The sequence below is a fragment of the Acinetobacter sp. CY79 genome (assembly GCF_059515845.1).
This window is the reverse complement of the sequence record NZ_JCAKMY010000043.1, coordinates 1-19219: the sequence shown is the minus strand read 5'-3', so window position 1 is coordinate 19219 and position 19219 is coordinate 1. Positions and strand designations below refer to the sequence as shown.

The 19219-nt window shown below is 40.4% G+C and carries 17 protein-coding genes and 2 pseudogenes; 14 read left to right on the top strand and 5 right to left on the bottom strand.

Annotation, left to right across the window (positions count from 1 at the left end):
- The first annotated feature begins 68 nt into the window (after positions 1 to 68).
- Both AC5YCE_RS14340 and AC5YCE_RS14335 read left to right on the top strand, forming a co-directional pair.
- Positions 69 to 1234, top strand: a protein-coding gene (locus AC5YCE_RS14340) for an IS3 family transposase (protein ID WP_496171372.1) whose coding sequence is annotated in 2 segments (ribosomal slippage) — positions 69 to 336 and positions 336 to 1234 — 1167 coding nt in all. Because the reading frame shifts where the segments join, the coding sequence is not laid out codon by codon here.
- 337 nt (positions 1235 to 1571) lie between these two features.
- Positions 1572 to 1748 (top strand): annotated as a pseudogene (locus AC5YCE_RS14335) (IS1 family transposase); the annotation flags it as partial.
- A gap of 67 nt (positions 1749 to 1815) precedes the next feature.
- Here the strand turns inward: AC5YCE_RS14335 and AC5YCE_RS14330 are convergent.
- The gene (locus AC5YCE_RS14330) at positions 1816 to 2697 is read right to left on the bottom strand and encodes a LysR family transcriptional regulator (protein WP_496125871.1); all 882 of its coding nucleotides are present in this window, start codon (positions 2695 to 2697) and stop codon (positions 1816 to 1818) included.
- Positions 2698 to 2859: 162 nt separating this feature from the next.
- Here AC5YCE_RS14330 and AC5YCE_RS14325 point away from each other — a divergent pair, with 162 nt between their 5' ends.
- From AC5YCE_RS14325 to AC5YCE_RS14290, 8 genes are all read left to right on the top strand, one after another.
- Positions 2860 to 4377 (top strand): CoA-acylating methylmalonate-semialdehyde dehydrogenase, encoded by a 1518-nt coding sequence (locus AC5YCE_RS14325; protein ID WP_496172489.1) that lies wholly within the window; start codon positions 2860 to 2862, stop codon positions 4375 to 4377.
- 11 nt (positions 4378 to 4388) lie between these two features.
- Positions 4389 to 5282, top strand: coding sequence for a 3-hydroxyisobutyrate dehydrogenase (gene mmsB / locus AC5YCE_RS14320; protein WP_496125873.1), 894 nt, complete (start codon positions 4389 to 4391; stop codon positions 5280 to 5282).
- A gap of 109 nt (positions 5283 to 5391) precedes the next feature.
- Positions 5392 to 7095, top strand: a complete 1704-nt coding sequence (locus AC5YCE_RS14315; RefSeq protein ID WP_496172488.1) for an AMP-binding protein — start codon at positions 5392 to 5394, stop codon at positions 7093 to 7095.
- A gap of 34 nt (positions 7096 to 7129) precedes the next feature.
- Positions 7130 to 8257, top strand: a complete 1128-nt coding sequence (locus AC5YCE_RS14310) for an acyl-CoA dehydrogenase family protein (protein WP_496172487.1) — start codon at positions 7130 to 7132, stop codon at positions 8255 to 8257.
- A 51-nt stretch (positions 8258 to 8308) separates the two neighbouring features.
- Positions 8309 to 9082 (top strand): enoyl-CoA hydratase, encoded by a 774-nt coding sequence (locus AC5YCE_RS14305; protein ID WP_496172486.1) that lies wholly within the window; start codon positions 8309 to 8311, stop codon positions 9080 to 9082.
- 46 nt (positions 9083 to 9128) lie between these two features.
- Entirely contained in the window at positions 9129 to 10160 is a 1032-nt protein-coding gene (locus tag AC5YCE_RS14300; RefSeq protein WP_496172485.1) for an enoyl-CoA hydratase/isomerase family protein, read from the top strand.
- A 159-nt stretch (positions 10161 to 10319) separates the two neighbouring features.
- A complete protein-coding gene (locus tag AC5YCE_RS14295; protein ID WP_496172484.1) occupies positions 10320 to 11705 on the top strand; it encodes an MFS transporter in 1386 nt (461 codons plus the stop codon).
- 146 nt (positions 11706 to 11851) lie between these two features.
- Positions 11852 to 12064 carry a hypothetical protein gene (locus AC5YCE_RS14290; RefSeq protein WP_496172483.1) on the top strand — a complete coding sequence of 71 codons (213 nt, stop codon included), beginning with the start codon at positions 11852 to 11854 and terminating at the stop codon, positions 12062 to 12064.
- 133 nt (positions 12065 to 12197) lie between these two features.
- On the opposite strand, the gene bioB is transcribed toward AC5YCE_RS14290, so the two are convergent.
- Entirely contained in the window at positions 12198 to 13187 is a 990-nt protein-coding gene (bioB, locus tag AC5YCE_RS14285; RefSeq protein ID WP_496125879.1) for a biotin synthase BioB, read from the bottom strand.
- Positions 13188 to 13468: 281 nt separating this feature from the next.
- Positions 13469 to 14560 (bottom strand): tRNA epoxyqueuosine(34) reductase QueG, encoded by a 1092-nt coding sequence (gene queG, locus AC5YCE_RS14280; RefSeq protein WP_496172482.1) that lies wholly within the window; start codon positions 14558 to 14560, stop codon positions 13469 to 13471.
- A gap of 23 nt (positions 14561 to 14583) precedes the next feature.
- Between queG and AC5YCE_RS14275 the strand changes: the two genes are divergently transcribed.
- Both AC5YCE_RS14275 and AC5YCE_RS14270 read left to right on the top strand, forming a co-directional pair.
- Positions 14584 to 16113: an NAD(P)H-hydrate dehydratase gene (locus AC5YCE_RS14275; RefSeq protein ID WP_496172481.1), complete on the top strand. Its 1530-nt coding sequence runs from the start codon at positions 14584 to 14586 to the stop codon at positions 16111 to 16113.
- A 59-nt stretch (positions 16114 to 16172) separates the two neighbouring features.
- A complete protein-coding gene (locus AC5YCE_RS14270) occupies positions 16173 to 16505 on the top strand; it encodes a hypothetical protein (RefSeq protein ID WP_496172480.1) in 333 nt (110 codons plus the stop codon).
- Between the two features lie 49 nt (positions 16506 to 16554).
- Here the strand turns inward: AC5YCE_RS14270 and ruvC are convergent, their stop codons facing one another.
- On the bottom strand, positions 16555 to 17100 hold the full coding sequence (ruvC, locus tag AC5YCE_RS14265) for a crossover junction endodeoxyribonuclease RuvC (RefSeq protein ID WP_496125883.1): 546 nt from the start codon (positions 17098 to 17100) through the stop codon (positions 16555 to 16557).
- A 122-nt stretch (positions 17101 to 17222) separates the two neighbouring features.
- On the opposite strand from ruvC, the gene AC5YCE_RS14260 reads away from it, so the two are divergent.
- Together AC5YCE_RS14260 and AC5YCE_RS14255 are read left to right on the top strand one after the other, a co-directional pair.
- Positions 17223 to 17813 carry an FxsA family protein gene (locus AC5YCE_RS14260; RefSeq protein WP_496172479.1) on the top strand — a complete coding sequence of 197 codons (591 nt, stop codon included), beginning with the start codon at positions 17223 to 17225 and terminating at the stop codon, positions 17811 to 17813.
- 169 nt (positions 17814 to 17982) lie between these two features.
- Complete coding sequence (locus tag AC5YCE_RS14255) at positions 17983 to 18624, top strand: LysE family transporter (RefSeq protein WP_496172478.1); 642 nt, start codon at positions 17983 to 17985, stop codon at positions 18622 to 18624.
- A gap of 17 nt (positions 18625 to 18641) precedes the next feature.
- On the opposite strand, the pseudogene AC5YCE_RS14250 reads toward AC5YCE_RS14255, so the two are convergent.
- Positions 18642 to 19219 (bottom strand): annotated as a pseudogene (locus tag AC5YCE_RS14250) (IS5 family transposase); the annotation flags it as partial.

Below are 19219 nucleotides of genomic sequence, written 5' to 3'. Positions count from 1 at the left end.
AGTGATGTGTGCTGATAAAAACGGAGGCTTTCACTTGGTAAACTAGACATACTCATCAGGAGTTTACCATGAGCAAAAAACAAAAGATTTATACAGCAGAATTCAAAGCTGAAGCAATCAAAGCGATTGAATCAAATCAAGGCAATGTCTCTGAAACTGCTCGACAGCTTGGTATTTCCATGCAAACCCTTTCAAATTGGTACAACAAAGCAAAGGTTGGGACATTAGAAGGAACACAACAATATTTGCCCGATCTCGTTGCTCTACTCGAAGAAAATAAGAAACTCAAACAACAACTCAAAACTGCGGAAATGGAAAAAGAATTTCTAAAAAAAGCGGCAGCGTACTTTGCCAAAGAAAGTCAGTGAGGTACGCTTATATGAAAGAGCACAAAAACACATACCCAACCACGATGATGGCTAGATTGCTAAATGTCTCAGTATCAAGGTTTTATGATTGGCTTAAACAAGGTTTAAGCCAACGAAAGATTCTAAGCAATCAGCAGACAATATTGGTCAAAATCGCCCATCAAAAGACCAATGAAAGTTACGGTTATATTCGGCTGACCAAGTATTTACAGGCTCAAGGTATCCAAATTAGCCAGTATGCTGTGCGTTGCATTAAACAGCAGAATCATCTGTACTGTAAGCGCCATAAGCGTTTTAAAAGAACAACGAATAGCGACCACAATCGTTCTATTTATAATAATTTGTTAGAGCAAAACTTTGCAGTAACTGCTCCAAATGTTGCGTGGGTAAGTGACATTACATATGTATGGACAGCTGAAGGATGGCTGTATCTAGCTGCTTTAAAAGACCTTTGTAGCAAACAAGTGGTTGGCTATAGCTTAAGTGAACGGATGACATCACAGCTTGTTTGCAACGCACTTAGCATGGCTATCCGCAATCATAAACCCTCTCGAAACTTAATCGTTCACTCAGACAGAGGAAGCCAATATTGCAGTAAAGAATATCGGAATATGCTTGAAAAATATGGTTTCGAAGGCTCAATGAGTAAAAAAGGAGATTGTTACGATAATGCGCCGATTGAAAGCTTTTGGGGAATATTAAAGAACGAACTTGTACATCATCGCAATTATAAAACAAGGGAGGAAGCTAAGGCTGATATTACAAAATATATAGAGTTATTTTATAATCAGCAGAGAATTCAGAAAGGATTGGATTTTAAGACACCAAATCAAATGGCAGAGGACTTTTACAAGTTGGCTGCCTAGAATCTCCCAAGTTAAAGCCTCCTGTTAATTCAGCATACATCATAGTTTGTATCCTGTAATTTTTTAAAAGTAATTAGTGTAATAAAAACAATAGGGTAGGTAATAGTTTTCGTCCGTCTGGGCCACCATATAAAACAACCGCTTACGTGTACTAATCCTAAGTGGTTTTTTGTTTTTATTTGCTAGTAAGAATATGGTAAGTAGCTTAAATCAACTTATAAGATTAGGTTTTTTAAAGTTATATAAGGTTTGGATCTGTGCTTGGAATCAAGTGTCTAAGTTTAAGATGAGCCAGAAGATCTGCTTCAGCTTGTTTGGACTCTTCTTGAATTTCGAAGGGTTAACGAACCATGTTGAGCGGTTCAATGCTACTTTAAGAAATCGCTTAGGGCGTTTTACACGGAAAACTTTAAGCTTTTCGAAGAAGAAAGAAAATCATGAAGCTGTCTTGCATCTGTTTTTATTAAAATACAATCAAGACATGAAAAATAAATGGATAACGCGTCATACTTAAACACTACCAAATGATAATTAAGCATCTTGTTAGCTAATTATCAGATGATTAACTTACTTCTCTATGCTTAATCCATCAATGAGTCTTGTAGAGAATCTATTTGTTTTCTCAAGAAATCCCAGACCAATTTAATCCGCGGTTCATGTTGTAAATCCACCAAAGTCAACATCCAAAAAGTATGGGTAAAACGAACCTGTTGCTGTAACACTTGTTCAAGTTCAGGCTTATCTTCTGCCATAAATTTGGGCAAAATCGCAAGTCCTGCGCCTGCACTGACTGCAATTTGTTGCGCTAAAATACTGCTGCTTCTAAAATTTGCTGTGAGCTGTAATGGAAGCCGTTCTAAACAATACAGTTCTGGGCTATAGACTAAATCATCAATGTAATTGACGAAGCGATGTTGCGATAAATCATCCAAAGTTTGAATAGCTGGATTGGATGCTAAATAACTTTTGCTGCCATAAATTTTTAAACAATAATCCGTCAAGCGCGTAATGATATAAGGACCAGATTTCGGTCGATCAATTGAAATCACGATATCGGCTTCACGGTGTGAAAGTTTAATCATTTTAGGTACGGGGATCAGGTCAATACTGATGAGAGGATATTGTTTGGAAAATTTAACCAATAATTGAGTTAAAAATGCTGTTCCGAAACCTTCAGGTGTGCCAATTCGCACACGACCTTCTAGAGGGTTATGAGGTTTTTGAATTTGCAAATAGGCTTGTTCCATATGTTCAATACGAGGAACCAATGCCATTCCTTCAGTCGTCAGTTCATATCCTGTGACTTCTCGTTTAAACAATTGAGTACCTAAAGCAAGCTCTAAGGCTTGGATTCTTCGCGCAACCGTACTGTGTTCGACCCCGATAATTTTTGCAGCATTGGTTAAGGTCTTGGCACGTGCGAGTACCAAAAAATACTGTAAATGATCCCAATTGATTTTCATTGTTATTTTCACTTCCTGTGCAAATATGCACATTGATCGTGCACGAATTTGCCTTGGTGGTCAAAGATAATTTTGCTAGTTTGAGGGGAGAGAATTTGAATAAACACAGCTCGTAGATTGAGCGTGACAACTGATAGAACAATCAAAACCTAAGGAAAGGTCATGAACGCAATTCACACCCTACAATTGACAAAAGCACAGTTGCTGATTAACGGCGAATTTATTGAATCTAAAACCACACACTGGCAAGACATTGTCAATCCAGCCACGCAAGAAGTGATTGGGCAAGTGCCTTTTGCAACGGTAGATGAGGTCAATGCGGCGATTTCATCTGCACAAAATGCATTTGCGAGTTGGAGTCAAACACCGATTCAAGCACGGATGCGGATCATGCTTAAACTTCAAGATTTGATTCGTCAAAATGCCAAAGACATTGCCAAAGTCTTAACCGCCGAACAGGGTAAAACTTTGGCTGATGCTGAAGGTGATATTCAGCGTGGACTCGAAGTGGTTGAACATGCCTGTTCAATTGGTACGCTGCAAATGGGTGAGTATATCGAAGGCGTGGCGCGTGGTGTGGATACCTATACGCTACAACAGCCTTTAGGTGTATGTGCAGGAATCACACCCTTTAATTTTCCAGCGATGATTCCACTCTGGATGTTCCCGATGGCGATTGTGTGCGGAAATACGTTTGTGCTTAAACCCTCTGAGCAAGATCCACTATCGACTATGATGTTGGTTGAGCTTGCGATCGAAGCCGGTATGCCAGCAGGTGTTTTAAATGTGGTACATGGTGGCAAAGAGGTGGTCGATTTACTCTGTACGCATCAAGATATTAAAGCGATTTCATTTGTCGGTTCGACCCATGTCGGTACGCATGTTTATAACTTGGCGGGTCAACATGGTAAACGTGTGCAATCGATGATGGGTGCAAAAAACCATGTGGTGGTCATGCCAGATGCCAATAAAGAACAAACTTTAAATGCTTTGGTGGGTGCGGCTTTTGGCGCGGCTGGACAGCGTTGTATGGCTTTATCCGTTGCAGTCATGGTCGGCGAAAGTAAGCAATGGATTGATACCTTAGTTGAAAAATCTAAAACTTTAAGTGTAAATGCGGGGCATGAACCAAATACGGATATTGGTCCCGTGATTTCATCTCGTGCTAAAGCCCGTGTGATTGAGCTGATCAATAGTGGTGTAGAAGAGGGGGCAACACTTTTACTCGATGGTCGTGATGTCCAAGTCAAAGGCTATGAGCAAGGAAATTTTGTCGGACAAACCATTTTCAGCGATGTCACGACTGACATGCGTATTTATAAAGAAGAAATTTTTGGCCCCGTTTTAGCGATTATTTGTGTAGATACATTGGATGAAGCTATTGCCCTGATTAATGCCAACCCATTTGGTAATGGTGTAGGTCTCTTTACGCAAAGTGGTGCAACCGCACGTACTTTCCAGCATCAAATTAATATCGGTCAAGTCGGCATCAATATTCCAATTCCAGTCCCTGTACCATTCTTTAGCTTCACTGGTTCTCGTGGTTCAAAACTCGGTGATTTAGGTCCTTATGGTAAGCAAGCAGTCCAATTTTATACCCAAACCAAGACCATTACCAGCCGTTGGTTTGAAGACTCTCAAGAGTCTACCGGTGTCAATACCACGATCAATCTGCGCTAAGGAGATCAACAATGAAAATTGCATTTATTGGTCTTGGAAATATGGGCGGTGCCATGGCGCACAATCTATTAAAAGCGGGACAGCAGGTTTTTGGTTTTGACCTGAGTGAAAAAGCACTACAAGCACTTCAAGGGCAAGGTGGTGTAATTTGTGAAAGTCCACAAGCGGCGGCCAAACAAGCAGATATTGTGATTAGCATGTTGCCTGCGGCGAAACATGTGCGCGATGTGTATTTAGGTGAAAACGGTGTTTTGGCAGTGCTTAAAGCAGGGAGTCTCTGCATTGATTGTAGTACCATTGACCCGAAAACCATTCAAGATATTGCCAAAATTGCGCATGAAAAAGGCATTCAAATCTGTGATGCCCCTGTGTCAGGGGGCACTATTGGCGCACAAGCAGGAACCTTGACCTTTATGGTGGGTGCAGATCAAGACACATTTAATGCTGCTCAATCTGTTTTGAGCCACATGGGTAAAAATACGGTGTCTTGTGGCGAAGTTGGTGCCGGTCAAATTGCCAAAATTTGTAATAACCTGATCTTGGGGATATCAATGGCAGCTGTCGCAGAAGGGATGGCATTGGGTGCCAAACTGGGCATTGATACGCAAGCTTTGGCAGGGGTCATTAATAGTTCAAGTGGTCGTTGCTGGAGTTCTGAGGTGTGTAATCCGTGGCCAGGAATTAGCCCGAATGCACCAGCGTCACGGGGTTATACGAATGGTTTTGCCAATCAATTGATGTTAAAGGATTTAGGTTTAGCGGTAGAAGCCGCTGCTCAGGTGCAACAACCTGTTTTACTTGGTGGATTAGTCCAACAGCTCTATCAGCAAATGTGTTTACAGGGTAAAAACCACTTAGATTTTTCCAGTGTGATTCAACAATATTTACCGTCAAACTCGCCGTGAAAAATACTGAATTAGGGTGAATAGACGGGATAAAAGTCAAAGGATGACGAAGTAGTGCCTTCATGGAAAAGGTATTGCGATCAATAATAAAATGAAACTGAGGTAGCACATGTCAAACTATCAAGATGTTGCAAAGAGTTTTAATTTAGAAAATGCAGCGGATGCATTGTTGAACGGTTCTTTAAATGCCTTAAATGCTTGTGATGAATGTTGTGATCGACATGCGACAGGCAATAAAGTCGCGTTATATTGGCAATCTAAAGACGGCGAAAAAAAACAATATACGTTTCAGCAGTTAAAAGAATACTCGAGTCAATTTGCTAATTTTCTCAAGTCTCAAGGTGTTCAGCGTGGAGATCGAGTTTCAGGTTTATTGCCAAGAAATGTAGAGCTCCTGATTACCATTTTAGCCACATGGCGGATTGGTGCTGTCTATCAGCCTTTATTTACCGCATTTGGCCCCAAAGCGATTGAACATCGTGTGCAACTGGCGAAAAGTAAATTTGTGGTGACAGATGCAACCAATCGTCCGAAGCTCGATGAAGTTCAGGATTGCCCACCGATTATTTCAGTGGTACCTGCATCGGGTTTTAAACGACCAGAAGCAGATTTAGATTTCTGGAATGAAGTGAATGCTCAGTCGAATCAATGTGATGTGGTTTTACTGGGGATCAATGATCCATTTTTATTGATGTTTACCTCTGGGACAACAGGTTTAGCCAAGCCTCTAGAAGTGCCTTTAAAAGCACTGATTGCCTTTGGTCGTTATATGCAAGATGCAATTGGTCTGACTGAAGATGATGCATTTTGGAATATCGCCGATCCGGGTTGGGCCTATGGTTTGTACTATGCCATTACTGGACCCTTGTTATTGGGTCATGCCACCTTGTTTTATGAAGGTGGATTTAGCACCGAAAGCCTGATCAAGATTACTCAAGAATACAACATTACTAATTTAGCAGGTGCTCCGACAGCTTATCGTTTGATGATGGCAGCTGATCAAGATCAGATGACCACACTTCGCGGACAGTTTAGACGAGTCAGTAGTGCAGGTGAGCCACTCAATCCCGAAGTGATTCGTTGGTTTGATCACGTTTTAAATGCGCCGATTTATGATCATTATGGTCAAACTGAAGTCGGGATGGTGGTGTGTAATCATCATGCTTTAAAACACGATATTCGTGCAGGTTCAGCAGGTTTTGCAAGTCCTGGATATCAGATTGCTGTGGTCGATGAGCAAGGCAATGTATTGCCAACCGATACCCCTGGGATTTTAGCGATCGATTTGGAAAAATCGCCATTGATGTGGTTTGGTGGCTATCAAGAGAGTCGGAAATCTCCATTTGTTGGTCACTATTATTTAACAGGTGACACCGCAGAAATTCATGCTGATGGCAGTATGAGTTTTGTGGGACGCAGTGATGATGTGATTACGACATCAGGTTATCGTATTGGGCCATTTGATGTGGAAAGTGCGCTCTTGGAACATGATGCCGTGGTTGAAGCCGCTGTGGTTGGTGTCCCTGATCCTGAACGAACGGAAGTGGTGAAAGCCTTTATTATTTTGGCACAAGGGGTTGAAGCAACGGATCAGTTATCTGCTGAACTCAGTGAGTTTGTGAAGAAACGTTTATCTGCACATGCTTATCCAAGATTGGTTGAATTTGTGACTGAACTTCCTAAAACGCCGAGTGGTAAAATTCAACGGTTTTTATTGCGCAATCAAGAGATCAACAAGCAAGAATTGAAGAAACAAGACGTTAGTAAGCAAGAATTAAATAAGCAAGAAATAAGCAAACAGCAAGCTGTATAAACGGCTGTGAACGAATGTATCAAAAGGACGAGATATGCAACTAACCGAAGAGCAAGTACTGATTCAAGATATGGCGAAAAGTTTTGCCGTCGAGCAAATTAAGCCTTTCGCCAGTGAGTGGGATCAAAAAGGAATTTTTCCGAAGCAAGCCCTGAATCAAATGGGTGAGCTTGGGTTTATGGGCATGTTGGTGCCTGAACAGTGGGGTGGCTCAGAAACCGGTAACCTAGCTTATGTATTGGCTTTAGAGGAAATTGCCGCGGCAGATGGGGCAACCTCGACCATTATGAGCGTGCACAACTCTGTGGGCTGTGTCCCCATTTTAAAATTTGGTTCAGAACAACAAAAAGAGCAGTATTTAAAGCCCTTGGCACAAGGGGAACTGATCGGGGCTTTTGCGCTTACTGAGCCACATACGGGTTCAGATGCGGCTGCCATTAAAACCCGTGCGGTGAAAGACGGCGACGATTATATTCTAAATGGGGCGAAGCAGTTTATTACCTCAGGGCATAATGCGGGCGTCATCATTGTCTTTGCAGTGACCGATCCCAGCGCAGGCAAAAAAGGCATGAGTGCTTTTATTGTTCCGCGTAACACTCGAGGTTATGAAGTGATTCGGGTTGAAGAAAAACTGGGTCTACATGCTTCTGATACTTGCCAAATTGCACTGACAGATGTGCGTCTGCATAAAAGCATGATGTTGGGTAAAGAAGGCGATGGTTTAAAAATTGCCTTATCCAACCTTGAAGGTGGGCGTATTGGCATTGCAGCACAAGCGGTCGGTTTGGCGCGCGCAGCTTTAGAGGAAGCCACTCGCTATGCCAAAGAACGCGTGGCTTTTGGTAAACCCATTTTTGAGCAACAAGCCATTTCCTTCCGTTTAGCCAGTATGGCAACCGAAATTCAAGTTGCACGACAAATGGTGCATTATGCAGCGCGTTTAAAAGAAGCAGGTCAGCCGTGTCTCACTGAAGCGTCTATGGCGAAACTTTTTTCATCAGAAATGACCGAACGGGTTTGTTCACGAGCCTTACAAATTTTTGGTGGCTACGGTTATCTCAAGGATTTCCCGATTGAACGGATTTACCGCGATGCCCGTATTTGCCAGATTTATGAAGGCACCAGTGATATTCAACGCTTAGTGATTGCACGGAGTTTATAGGTCAGGCTGACTTAAAGCCAAAAAAATTAAATATTGAAAAGGCGTATAAGAATGAATTTTGCAACGATTTTATTAGATAAGAACAATGGCGTGGGGCTAATCACCTTGAATCGTCCAAAAGCACTGAATGCACTTAATACAGAATTGATTAGTGAAATCAATGAAGCGTTGGATCAACTGGAAAAAGATCAAGCGATTGGCTGTATTGTCTTAGCGGGGTCAGAGAAAGCCTTTGCTGCAGGTGCGGATATTAAAGAAATGGCGGAGTTAAATTTCCCGAATATTTATTTTGATGACTTTTTTAGTCTGGCAGATCGTATTGCACAGCGCCGTAAACCTTTGATTGCCGCAGTCAGTGGCTATGCTTTAGGTGGTGGTTGTGAGTTAGCGCTGATGTGTGATTTTATTTATTGCGCAGACAATGCCAAATTTGCTTTGCCCGAAGTCACTTTAGGCGTATTACCGGGTATTGGGGGGACTCAACGTTTGACCTTGGCAGTCGGTAAAGCCAAAGCCATGGAGATGTGTTTAACCGCGCGTCAAATGGGTGCGATTGAAGCGGAACAAAGTGGATTGGTGGCTCGCGTCTTTGCTACAGATGAATTGTTAGAACAGACCCTACAAGCCGCGGAGAAAATTGCAGAAAAATCATTAACCGCCGTGATGATGATTAAAGAGTCGATCAATCGTGCCTTTGAAGTCAGTTTAGCCGAGGGTTTACGCTTTGAGCGTCGCACGTTCCATTCCATCTTTGCCAGTCAAGATCAAAAAGAAGGCATGCGTGCATTTATTCAAAAACGACCTGCTCAATTTAAAAACCAATAAACATTGAGCCATTTATTTTTCTATTTTAATTACTCGGATATAAAAAATGAAGAATGAAAATAACTTAATGATCCAGATACAAGGTAGCTTAGGCATCATTACTTTAGATCGTCCCAGTCACTTAAATGCTTTATCACTTGAGATGATTCAAGGCATTCAAGCGCAGTTTGAAGCGTGGAAAGATGATGACTTTGTTCAAGCGATCTTGATTAACTCAAACAGTCCAAAAGCCTTTAGTGCGGGTGGTGATATTCGCTATTTATATGATGCCTATAAAAATGACTCTAATGATTATCGAGACTACTTTATAGCCGAATATAAAATGCTCAACACCATTCGACAATACCCGAAGCCTGTACTTACCTTTTTAGATGGTTATGTTTTAGGTGGTGGATTCGGTTTGGCACAAGCCTGCCATATTTTGGTCAGTAGTGAAAAATCACGCTTTGCCATGCCTGAGACGGCAATTGGTTTTTTCCCTGATGTGGGCGCAACGCACTTTCTCTCGCGTTTAGATGATATGGGTGTTTATCTTGCGATTACGGGGGAACAAATCAGTAGTAGCGACGCACTTTATTTGGATTTAATTGATTACCATGTGCCAAGCGCACGTATGGAAGAATTGATCAAGGCGATTATTGCACTTCCTGAATTGGGCAAAATTCAAATTGAACAAGTAATCTCTCGTTTTATTAATGATCCTGTGAGTAGTGAGTTAAAAGATTTGGCAAGCCAGATCCATCAGCATTTTTCGCATACAAGCATTGAAGAAATTGAGAAGAGTCTCGCCAATGAACGAGACCCACTTCGCCAACCTTGGGCTGAAAAAGTTTTAAATGTGCTTAGACAACGTTCCTTGATTGCCAAACAAACCAGTTTGAAATTACAGTTGATTGGGCGAAGTTTATCGCTAGAAAAATGCATGAAGCTTGAACGAGATTTGCAAGATATTTGGTTTGAACATGGCGATTTGATGGAAGGTGTGCGTGCTTTAATTATTGATAAAGACAAACAACCGAAATGGCAAACTGAAAATCCAAAACTCAGCAAAATGATTCAGGATCTTACTGCGGCTTAAGAGCTGCAAGGGTTCATTCTAAATGTCTAGGTCATCGTAATGTTCAAAGTCATTGGCTAATGATGTCCAACACAACTTGGAGAAATTCTAACTGAAACATATCAATTGAAAATAAATAAACTGACATAAAAGATAACTCAACATGGAAGAGAGGTCGCTATGGAACAGCATCAACAACAAACGTTAATACCCAAAAAATCATCCCATCGTTTAGCTGGAATATCCAGCATGGTGGGTACCACGATAGAATGGTACGATTTTTTCATCTATGGAGCAGCGGCAGCTTTAGTCTTTAATAAGTTGTTTTTCCCTAATTTAGATCCTTTAACTGGCGTGTTGGCAGCATTTGCAACTTATGCAGTCGGTTTTATTGGTCGACCTCTAGGTGGGATTATCTTTGGACATTATGGCGACAAAATTGGTCGTAAATCGATGTTATTACTAACATTACTGCTTATGGGTATTCCCACCGTCATGATTGGATTACTTCCAACCTATGAAACTATCGGCTATTGGGCTGCATTTGCTTTAGTGTTGTTAAGATTTATTCAAGGTATGGCAATGGGCGGTGAGTGGGGCGGTGCAGTCCTCATGGCAGTTGAACATGCACCTGAAGGGAAAAAAGGGTTTTGGGGGAGCTTGCCTCAAGCCAGCACTGGTGGTGGTTTGATGCTCGCATCTATCGCATTATGGTTAGTCTCGTTATTGCCTGAAGAAGCTCTATTTAGCTGGGGTTGGCGCTTACCATTTTTAGCGAGTATTTTATTGCTTGGTGTTGGTTGGTATATTCGAGTAAAAGTGCCTGAATCACCTGACTTTGAAAAGGTGAAAGAGAAGACTAAAGAGATTAAAGTTCCTGCATTTCGTGTGTTACGAGATTATCCAAAACCTGTGTTACGTATTGTTGTGGCGCGTGCAGCAGAAAATGCTTGGTTTTATATGGCATCTACTTTCACTTTGGCCTATACCACCACGCAACTTGGAATTCCGCGAGCCGATATCTTATTTGCCACCATTTGCGGTGCGGTGGTCATTATGTTTATGACGCCATTATGTGGGCATTTGTCAGATAAAGTCGGTCAGCGTAATATGTTTATGTTTGGACTTACGGTATTAGCGCTCTACAGTTATCCATTCTTTATGATGTTGGATACTAAAAATCCTTTCTGGGTTTGGACAGCTATTGTATTGGCGATCGGTGTGGTGTTCCCACTGATGTATGCCCCTCAAGCGCAGTTATTTTCACGTCAATTTCCAGCTGAAATACGATACAGTGGTATTTCAATTTCGGTTCAATTTGCGGGTGTTCTTGGTGGTGGTTTAGCGCCACTTATTGCGACGAAGTTATTAGGTATCGGTGGTGGAAGCACTTTTCTGATTTCACTGTATATTTTGAGCATGACCGTCGTTGCAATTGTTTGTACGAGTTTTATGCCAGGGGATCGAGATTCAGTTCAACACAAAGCTTTTATTCATACAGACCACGTTGATGCGGGTCAAAGTGATCCAACAGTGACTCGTAAAACGATCAGCGATGATATTTGATTGGATTAAATTGACCTTATACCAATGACTCTAAATATTTTTACGATAAAAATGGATCTGTTTAAGATCCATTTTGCATTTAAAAGTTCATTAATAAATAAATTTGAGTAGAATTGAGCCAATATATCGCAAGCATAAAATGAAGCATGTCTAAAGATTTTAAAGCGATGACTTATGTTGTCGATGCCAATTTGGCAGATACCTTGACTTGGTTGGTTTCACATCAAGATTGTTATGATCGCTTTGAATATGATGCATTGACCAAAGAGCTTTTGGTTCATCATGCCAATGGAACAGATCGTATTAAACAAGGTGATTATCTAAATGCTTCTTATGGCATTTTGATTACGTCACTTTAGAATAATTAATGTCCTAAAAGCTGAGCTGGATTCTTCCTTCAATAAAGAAAAAACCCAACAGTACATTGGGTTTTTTCTTTATAGGATTACTTCTTCACTTTATTCTTAATATGAAGAATCAATCCATATCAATTTAACTTGCCATGGCATCAATGGTGAGTTCTGCAACAGTGGGTTTTGCTTTTTCAGCCTTTAAGCCTAACTTATGAAACAATTGTCTATCACGACCTTCACCCGCATTTGGTGTGGTGAGTAATTTTTCACCTGAGAATAGCGAGTTTGCCCCAGCCATAAATGCCAACGCTTGATCAGAATCAGACAATGACTCGCGACCTGCTGATAAACGAATATAACTTTTAGGCATAATGATACGAGCGACTGCTATTGTACGAATCCATTCGGTCACATCCAATTTTTCTACATCGGCTAAAGGCGTACCTTCAATCGGCACCAACATATTAATCGGTACTGATTCAGGATGAATCGCCAAAGTCGCCAGTTCATGTAATAAACCGATACGATCTTTACTGTCCTCACCCAAGCCCACGATTCCACCACTACATACTTTCATGCCTGCCTGACGGACATGATCTAAAGTATTTAAGCGATCATCATAAGAGCGGGTGGTAATCACATTGGGATAATATTCACGAGAGGTATCTAAGTTGTGATTGTAGTAATCCAAACCTGCATCTTTTAATCGCTCTGCTTGAGATTGATTGAGCATGCCTAAAGTCATACAGGTTTCTAAACCCAATGCTTTCACTTCTTTGACCATTTCTAAGACATAAGGCATATCACGTTCATGTGGGTTACGCCATGCGGCTCCCATACAGAAACGAGATGATCCAGAGGCTAACGCTTCTTTGGCCTCGCTAATCACTTTTTCAACTTCGATACGTTTTTCAGCTTCAAGCTTGGAGTCATAACGTGCAGATTGAGAGCAGTATTTACAGTCTTCAGGACATTTTCCCGTTTTAATTGAAAGTAAAGTACTGACCTGAATGTTGTTTGCATCGAAGTGTTGACGATGAATACGTTGCGCCTCAAAAACCAAATCTAAAAAAGGTTGTTCATATAATTTTTGAATTTCTTCACGCGTCCAATCATTGCGCACGTTCATATTTTATCCATCTAATAAATGCATTGATTTGATCATACGGGTTTTTATGAGGAGACAAAGCTTAAAAAATGACATTTTTGTTGAGAAAAAATCATCGATTTTGCTATGTTGATTGAAAATAGGAATTGTTGATTTGGTTACAAAATTATCTTGAATTCTTGTTAGATGTTTGCAAAGTTTATTGGGGTTGATATTTGCTATGAACTGGTCGCTAACGTGCACTTAAAATTCTAAAACGTGTTTTGTTTTTAGGGATAGGCTTAAAATTGAAAAAAGTTTATTCATTGTTTTAGTTTCTGTTGAGCGATTGCCCAGTCAATATGGACTTGCACAATCTCATCGTATTCAACTCGTGTTCGCATTAAAGTTTCGATAATTTTTTCAGAATAGGGTGCATTACCCAGTCCAATTGCGATGTTCCGCATAAAACTTTGATAACCTGTACGCCGCAGTGGACTACCTTCTGTTCTGGCTAAAAAAGTTGCTTCATCCCATGCCCAAAGTTCTAATAAGCTGACTTGGTCTAAACCATGTCGAGGGTGGAAATCTTCTATCGAGGTGGTTTGAGCAAAACTATTCCATGGACAAATCAGTTGGCAGTCATCACAACCAAAGACACGATTGCCAATACCTCGACGTAATTCTTCAGGAATAATGCCTTGATATTCAATGGTTAAATAGGCAATACATTTACGAGCATCCAGCATATAGGGTTCGACGATGGCTTGTGTCGGGCATATATCAATACAGGCGGTACATGATCCACAATGTTTGCTTGCGGGAGAGTCAAAAGGCAATTCGAGTGAGCTGAATAGTTCACCTAAAACAAAAAAAGAGCCCGCCTTTTTATGAATCAGTAAAGTGTGTTTTCCTGTCCAGCCCATACCCGCATTTTCAGCGAGAGATTTTTCAAAAATAGGGGCTGAATCTGCAAAGGGGCGAGATTCAAAATCTCCTACTTTTTCACGAATACGTGTGGCTAATATCTTGAGGCGACCACGCATGACTTTATGGTAATCCCGTCCACGTGCATATCTGGCAATAATGGCAGCATTGGGTTGATCAGGGACATATCGAGGCTTGGGTGTCTCAACCAAATAATCCATGCGCACACAGATGATACTTTTTGTTCCCGGAACCAATAAAGTCGGATCAGCACGTTTTTCTAGATTTTCTTCTAAAAACTTCATATCGCCGTGATATCCACGATCTAAATATTCTTGAAAACGGACTAATTCTGCTTGAGCATCTGGTTTGGCAATGACACAATCGGAAAAACCCAAGTCCAAAGCTTGTGCTTTAATCCATGCTTTCAATGCAACCGGATCTTGCTGATCTACAGGGATTTTTACTAAAGATGTGGATTGAGCCATAACCAAGATAATAAGGAAAGATGATGCGTCATTCAGTTTATCACAGCCATGCTATTCAAGCATGGGAACAGCGTTGGTTTAGTCAACAAAACAGCGCTTATGGATTGATGCAACAAGCCGCTTGGACAATTGCACAACGATTAATCGATTCCTTTAACCCTTTAAAGGATCCTGTTAAAAATATTGCGGTCTGTTGTGGGACGGGTAACAACGCAGGTGATGGTTATTTGGTTGCAAAGTATTTGGCTGAAGCGGGTTTAAAAGTAGACATTTATGCTGCTGAGCTTGGGCAGTCCAATGCTTTAAAATTAGCTTATCAAGAAGCACAGCTTACGCAACAACGATCAGATTATGATCTCAAAATCTATTCAGGTTTCGATTTTCAGCAAAACTATGATGTCTATGTCGATGCTTTATTCGGGATTGGACTCAATCGTGATTTAGATCAATCATGGCAAGACATTATTCAATCGATCAATGCTCAATCAGGTTTAAAGATATGCATTGATATTCCCAGTGGATTGCATGCAAATACAGGTCAACCACTGCCTTGCGCCATTAAAGCAGATACGACTTACAGTATCTTGGCTTTAAAAGCAGGGCTATTTACGGGTAAAGGAAAAGAATACGCAGGAACAATTGAATCGGTTTCACTCATTCCCATAGATCAAGAACTAGAACCGATGGCTCAGCTTTCGCAAAATGATATACAACTCCCACAACGTCAAGCTTTTGGGCACAAAGGCAGTTATGGTCATGTATTGATCGTTGGTGGACATGCAGATATGGGCGGAGCTGTCATCATGGCGGCTGAATCTGCTTTTTATGCAGGAGCAGGTAAAGTCAGTATTGTTTGTGATGTTAAACATCATGCTTCAATCTTGGCGCGTTCACCGAATATCATGGTCAGAGATATTAATGCCATGTCTTCAAATGATATTGCAACGGTCATTGAGCAAGTTGATGCGATCAGCTTTGGCATGGGCTTAGGTCGAGATGAATGGGCGAAAGGCATCTATCACCATTGGATAGACGCTCTGATTCATTCCAAGATTAAATTAGTACTTGATGCTGATGCATTATGGTTCTTGGCACTTAATCCTCAAAAAATGCATGAGCAGTGTTTTCTTACACCGCATCCAGGTGAAGCTGCAAAGTTATTGAATACTTTGGTTCAACAAGTCGAGTGTGATCGTATTCAAGCGATTCATGCTTTACAGGAAAAATACGCAGGTCAATGGGTATTGAAAGGTGCGGGGAGTTTAACTCTACAGACTATAAAAAATGAATTTAAGCCGAATAACCAAAAATCATTGCCTTGGATTTGTACTGCAGGCAATGCTGGAATGGGAACGGGGGGGATGGGTGATGTGCTTGCAGGAATGATAGCAAGTTTAAAAGCCCAATTTGATAATGAAATTGATCTACATCAAATTGTGACTTTACATGCTTTGGCGGGTGATTATATGGCTCAACAGGGTATGCGTGGCTTACAAGCACATCAGATGAATCATGCGATTTACCATGTTGTGAATCATCCATTAGGCGTTTAGATAGCATTGCAGATAAGAGCTAAACTACTCTTTAAATGAATTAAAATATAAGGTGAAAAATGGAAAAATATTTGATCGTTGCTGTCGTTCTAGTGATCTGTATCGGAATCGTGATGTATACACAGATGGCAAGTGGGACAAAGCTTGAAGGACAATCATTGAAACAGGCTGTTCAGAAAGCATTTCCAAAATATAAAGTGATTGAAAAGCACGGTACGATTATGATTTGCGAAATCAATCATCGAAATGAACCTGATGAATTAGTCTTTATTCGAATTGATCGGAATCAAAAGAAAAATATTCGTAATTTTGGTCGTCGTGTAACCATTACTTATTCTAAAAAGCCTTCAATGAAAGAAATAAAAAAAGATGTTATTCCTTATTTGGATTAGCACCTTTAATTGATCTTTTCATTTTAGATTAAACGTTTGAAACTTTAATTTAACGTCTACGTGAACTACTGCGACTTCGTCCACGTGCCATTCCACCTAAGGCATTCAATACTGCTAGTTTTGTCATGCTCCCCGAAGCATGAGCGTGACAGATTGCTGTGGCAAGCGCATCAGCGGCATCTTGTTGAGGTTTAATACTGAGATTTAGAATACGCATCACCATCATTTGAACCTGTTCTTTATCTGCAGCGCCATAACCGACGACAGACTGCTTAATTTGACGTGCCGTATATTCAGCAACTTGTAGATCTAAATTGACCAGTGCCGCGATCGCAGCTCCTCGTGCTTGTCCCAATTTTAATGCAGAGTCAGGGTTTACCGACATAAACACTTGTTCAACAGCAGCCTCAGTCGGGCCATGAAACTTTACAATTCGTTCTATTCCAGCAAAAATTCTTTTCAATCGTTCGGGCATTTCGGGCGTTTCAGTTCGAATCGTTCCAGCATCGACAAATATTAGTTTTTGACCTTCTTTTTGAATGATTCCGTAGCCCGTTAAACGTGAACCTGGATCAATTCCAATAATTAGTGACATTCAAAGACTTTAAAAATAATATAATGCCCATATTGTTACATAAGTGTATGAAAAAAGCTTGATACAGATTAAGCATATGATTACCGCAATTTATTCATTCTCTTGAGATTAGATTACTTTCCATGAAATTAGCTCTTATTGTTTTAGTTGGTATCGTCCTTGAAATATTCGTATGGATCGGAGTAGGTGATCTTGTCGGAAGTATGTGGTATGTGTTCTTCTGGTTCATTGCGGCATTTTTTATTGGGATGAATATGATTCGTACACATGCTTCGGGCCTGATGCCACAGATGCAACAAATGCAAAAAAGTCAAATGAGTGCAGATCCGAACCTGACCAATAATTTGCCAAAAATTATTGCGGGTTTATTTTTGATGATCCCGGGTTTGGTGACTGATCTGATTGCGTTGTTAATTTTAATTCCACCTGTACAGCGTGCGTTTAAATCGATCATGATGAAAACCATGATGAAGCGTCAACAAGCCATGATGGAAAAAATGATGGGTGGCATGATGGGCGATATGAATGGAATGGGAGGCATGAGCGGTGGTGCTCAAGGCCAAAACCCATTTGCTGATCTGATGCGTCAAATGCAAGAAGCCCAAAATCAACAAACTCGTGGTGGTCGCGACTCTACGATCATTGATGGGGAAGCACGCGAAGTTACGCCAGATGCAAAGAAAATTGAAATGAAAGATGTGAATCCTAAATAAGCTAACTTACTTCATTAATGTATGAGCAAAGCCAAATCAAATGATTTGGCTTTTTTATGACAGATCAGATTTGAGCAAATGTAAGTCATCGTTATTTATTCAGATCAATACAACAGACAAAATTTAAAATTGTTATAATTCAGGTATTATTTCATGTTTAAGCCAATTTATGTCCTTGCTCCTGACGATCTGTATATTGCATTTTGTGGCTCAATTTACCCCTGGTCCTGATGTACTCTTGATTGCTAAAAGTGCTGCATCTACGACACGAATCAACACACTTAAAATTATTCTAGGTATTTCAGTCGGTATTTTGGTTTGGGTTGTTCTCACCTTACTCGGCTTCACGGTATTAATTACACAGTTTCCTTGGATTCAGCAGGTGCTTATGCTGATTGGTGGGCTATTTTTAGCAAAAATGGGATGGGCAATGTTGAAGGATGGTTTAGCTACTTTAAATCAACGCTTTGAAATAGATATATCCCAAGACAATCAGGATGAACAGCCTCAAAACTATTTTTTATTGGGTTTATTGACTAACTTATCTAATCCTAAAACATTAATTTATTTTAGTAGTGTTTTTTCACTGGCATTAAGTTCGTCAGCGACCAGTAATCTGAAAACACAATTGGCTGTTATTATTCCAATTCAAACTTTTTTAGTGTTTGCACTGTTTATGTTAATTATGTCGATGCCAAAAATTAAGGCTACTTACCAGCGTTCTGGGAGTTATATCGATATTTTATCGGGCGCGCTGTTTTTGATTTTTGCGATTATTCTGTGGATTGATGCGATTTATTTAATGCTTTAGACCTCTTGCGAAAGTCGTTATTGCAAGTTTATCCGGTTTACCAGTGCAGCGATTAAGCTAATGCGTAAACCGAATCGCTTGCGTCTATTTCGGTAGCGTTCACTCAATATTCTAAATGTTTTTAATTGACGATTGATGTGTTCAATCACAATTCGTATTTCTCCAATGATTTTATTGTACTTTTTCTCAATATCAGATAAGGCAGAATTCTTCTTTTTCTTAATAGGAGTCAATAGCTTAAATCCACGCTCCTCTAGTCCATGATACCCTAAATCAGTAACCACATATTCACAATGCTTGAATTTTGCAATCGTTTTTCTTGCCAATTTAATGTCATGTTGACTACCACTTGATAGATCTAGACCTATGATTTGTTTGCTCTTTGGATGATAGATCACTTGCGCTTTGAGCGTATGTTTCTTCTTTTTACCACTGTAAAACTTACTCTGATTTTTTTTGGGGACGTTCTATTGAACATTCTGTTGCATCAATAATAACCCAATTAAAGTGTTCATCTGCTGTGGTGATAGATCGTTTTGGAAGCGTAAAACGCCTTGATTTCATCAACGCATCCTCAACCTTTTTTATGGTTCGA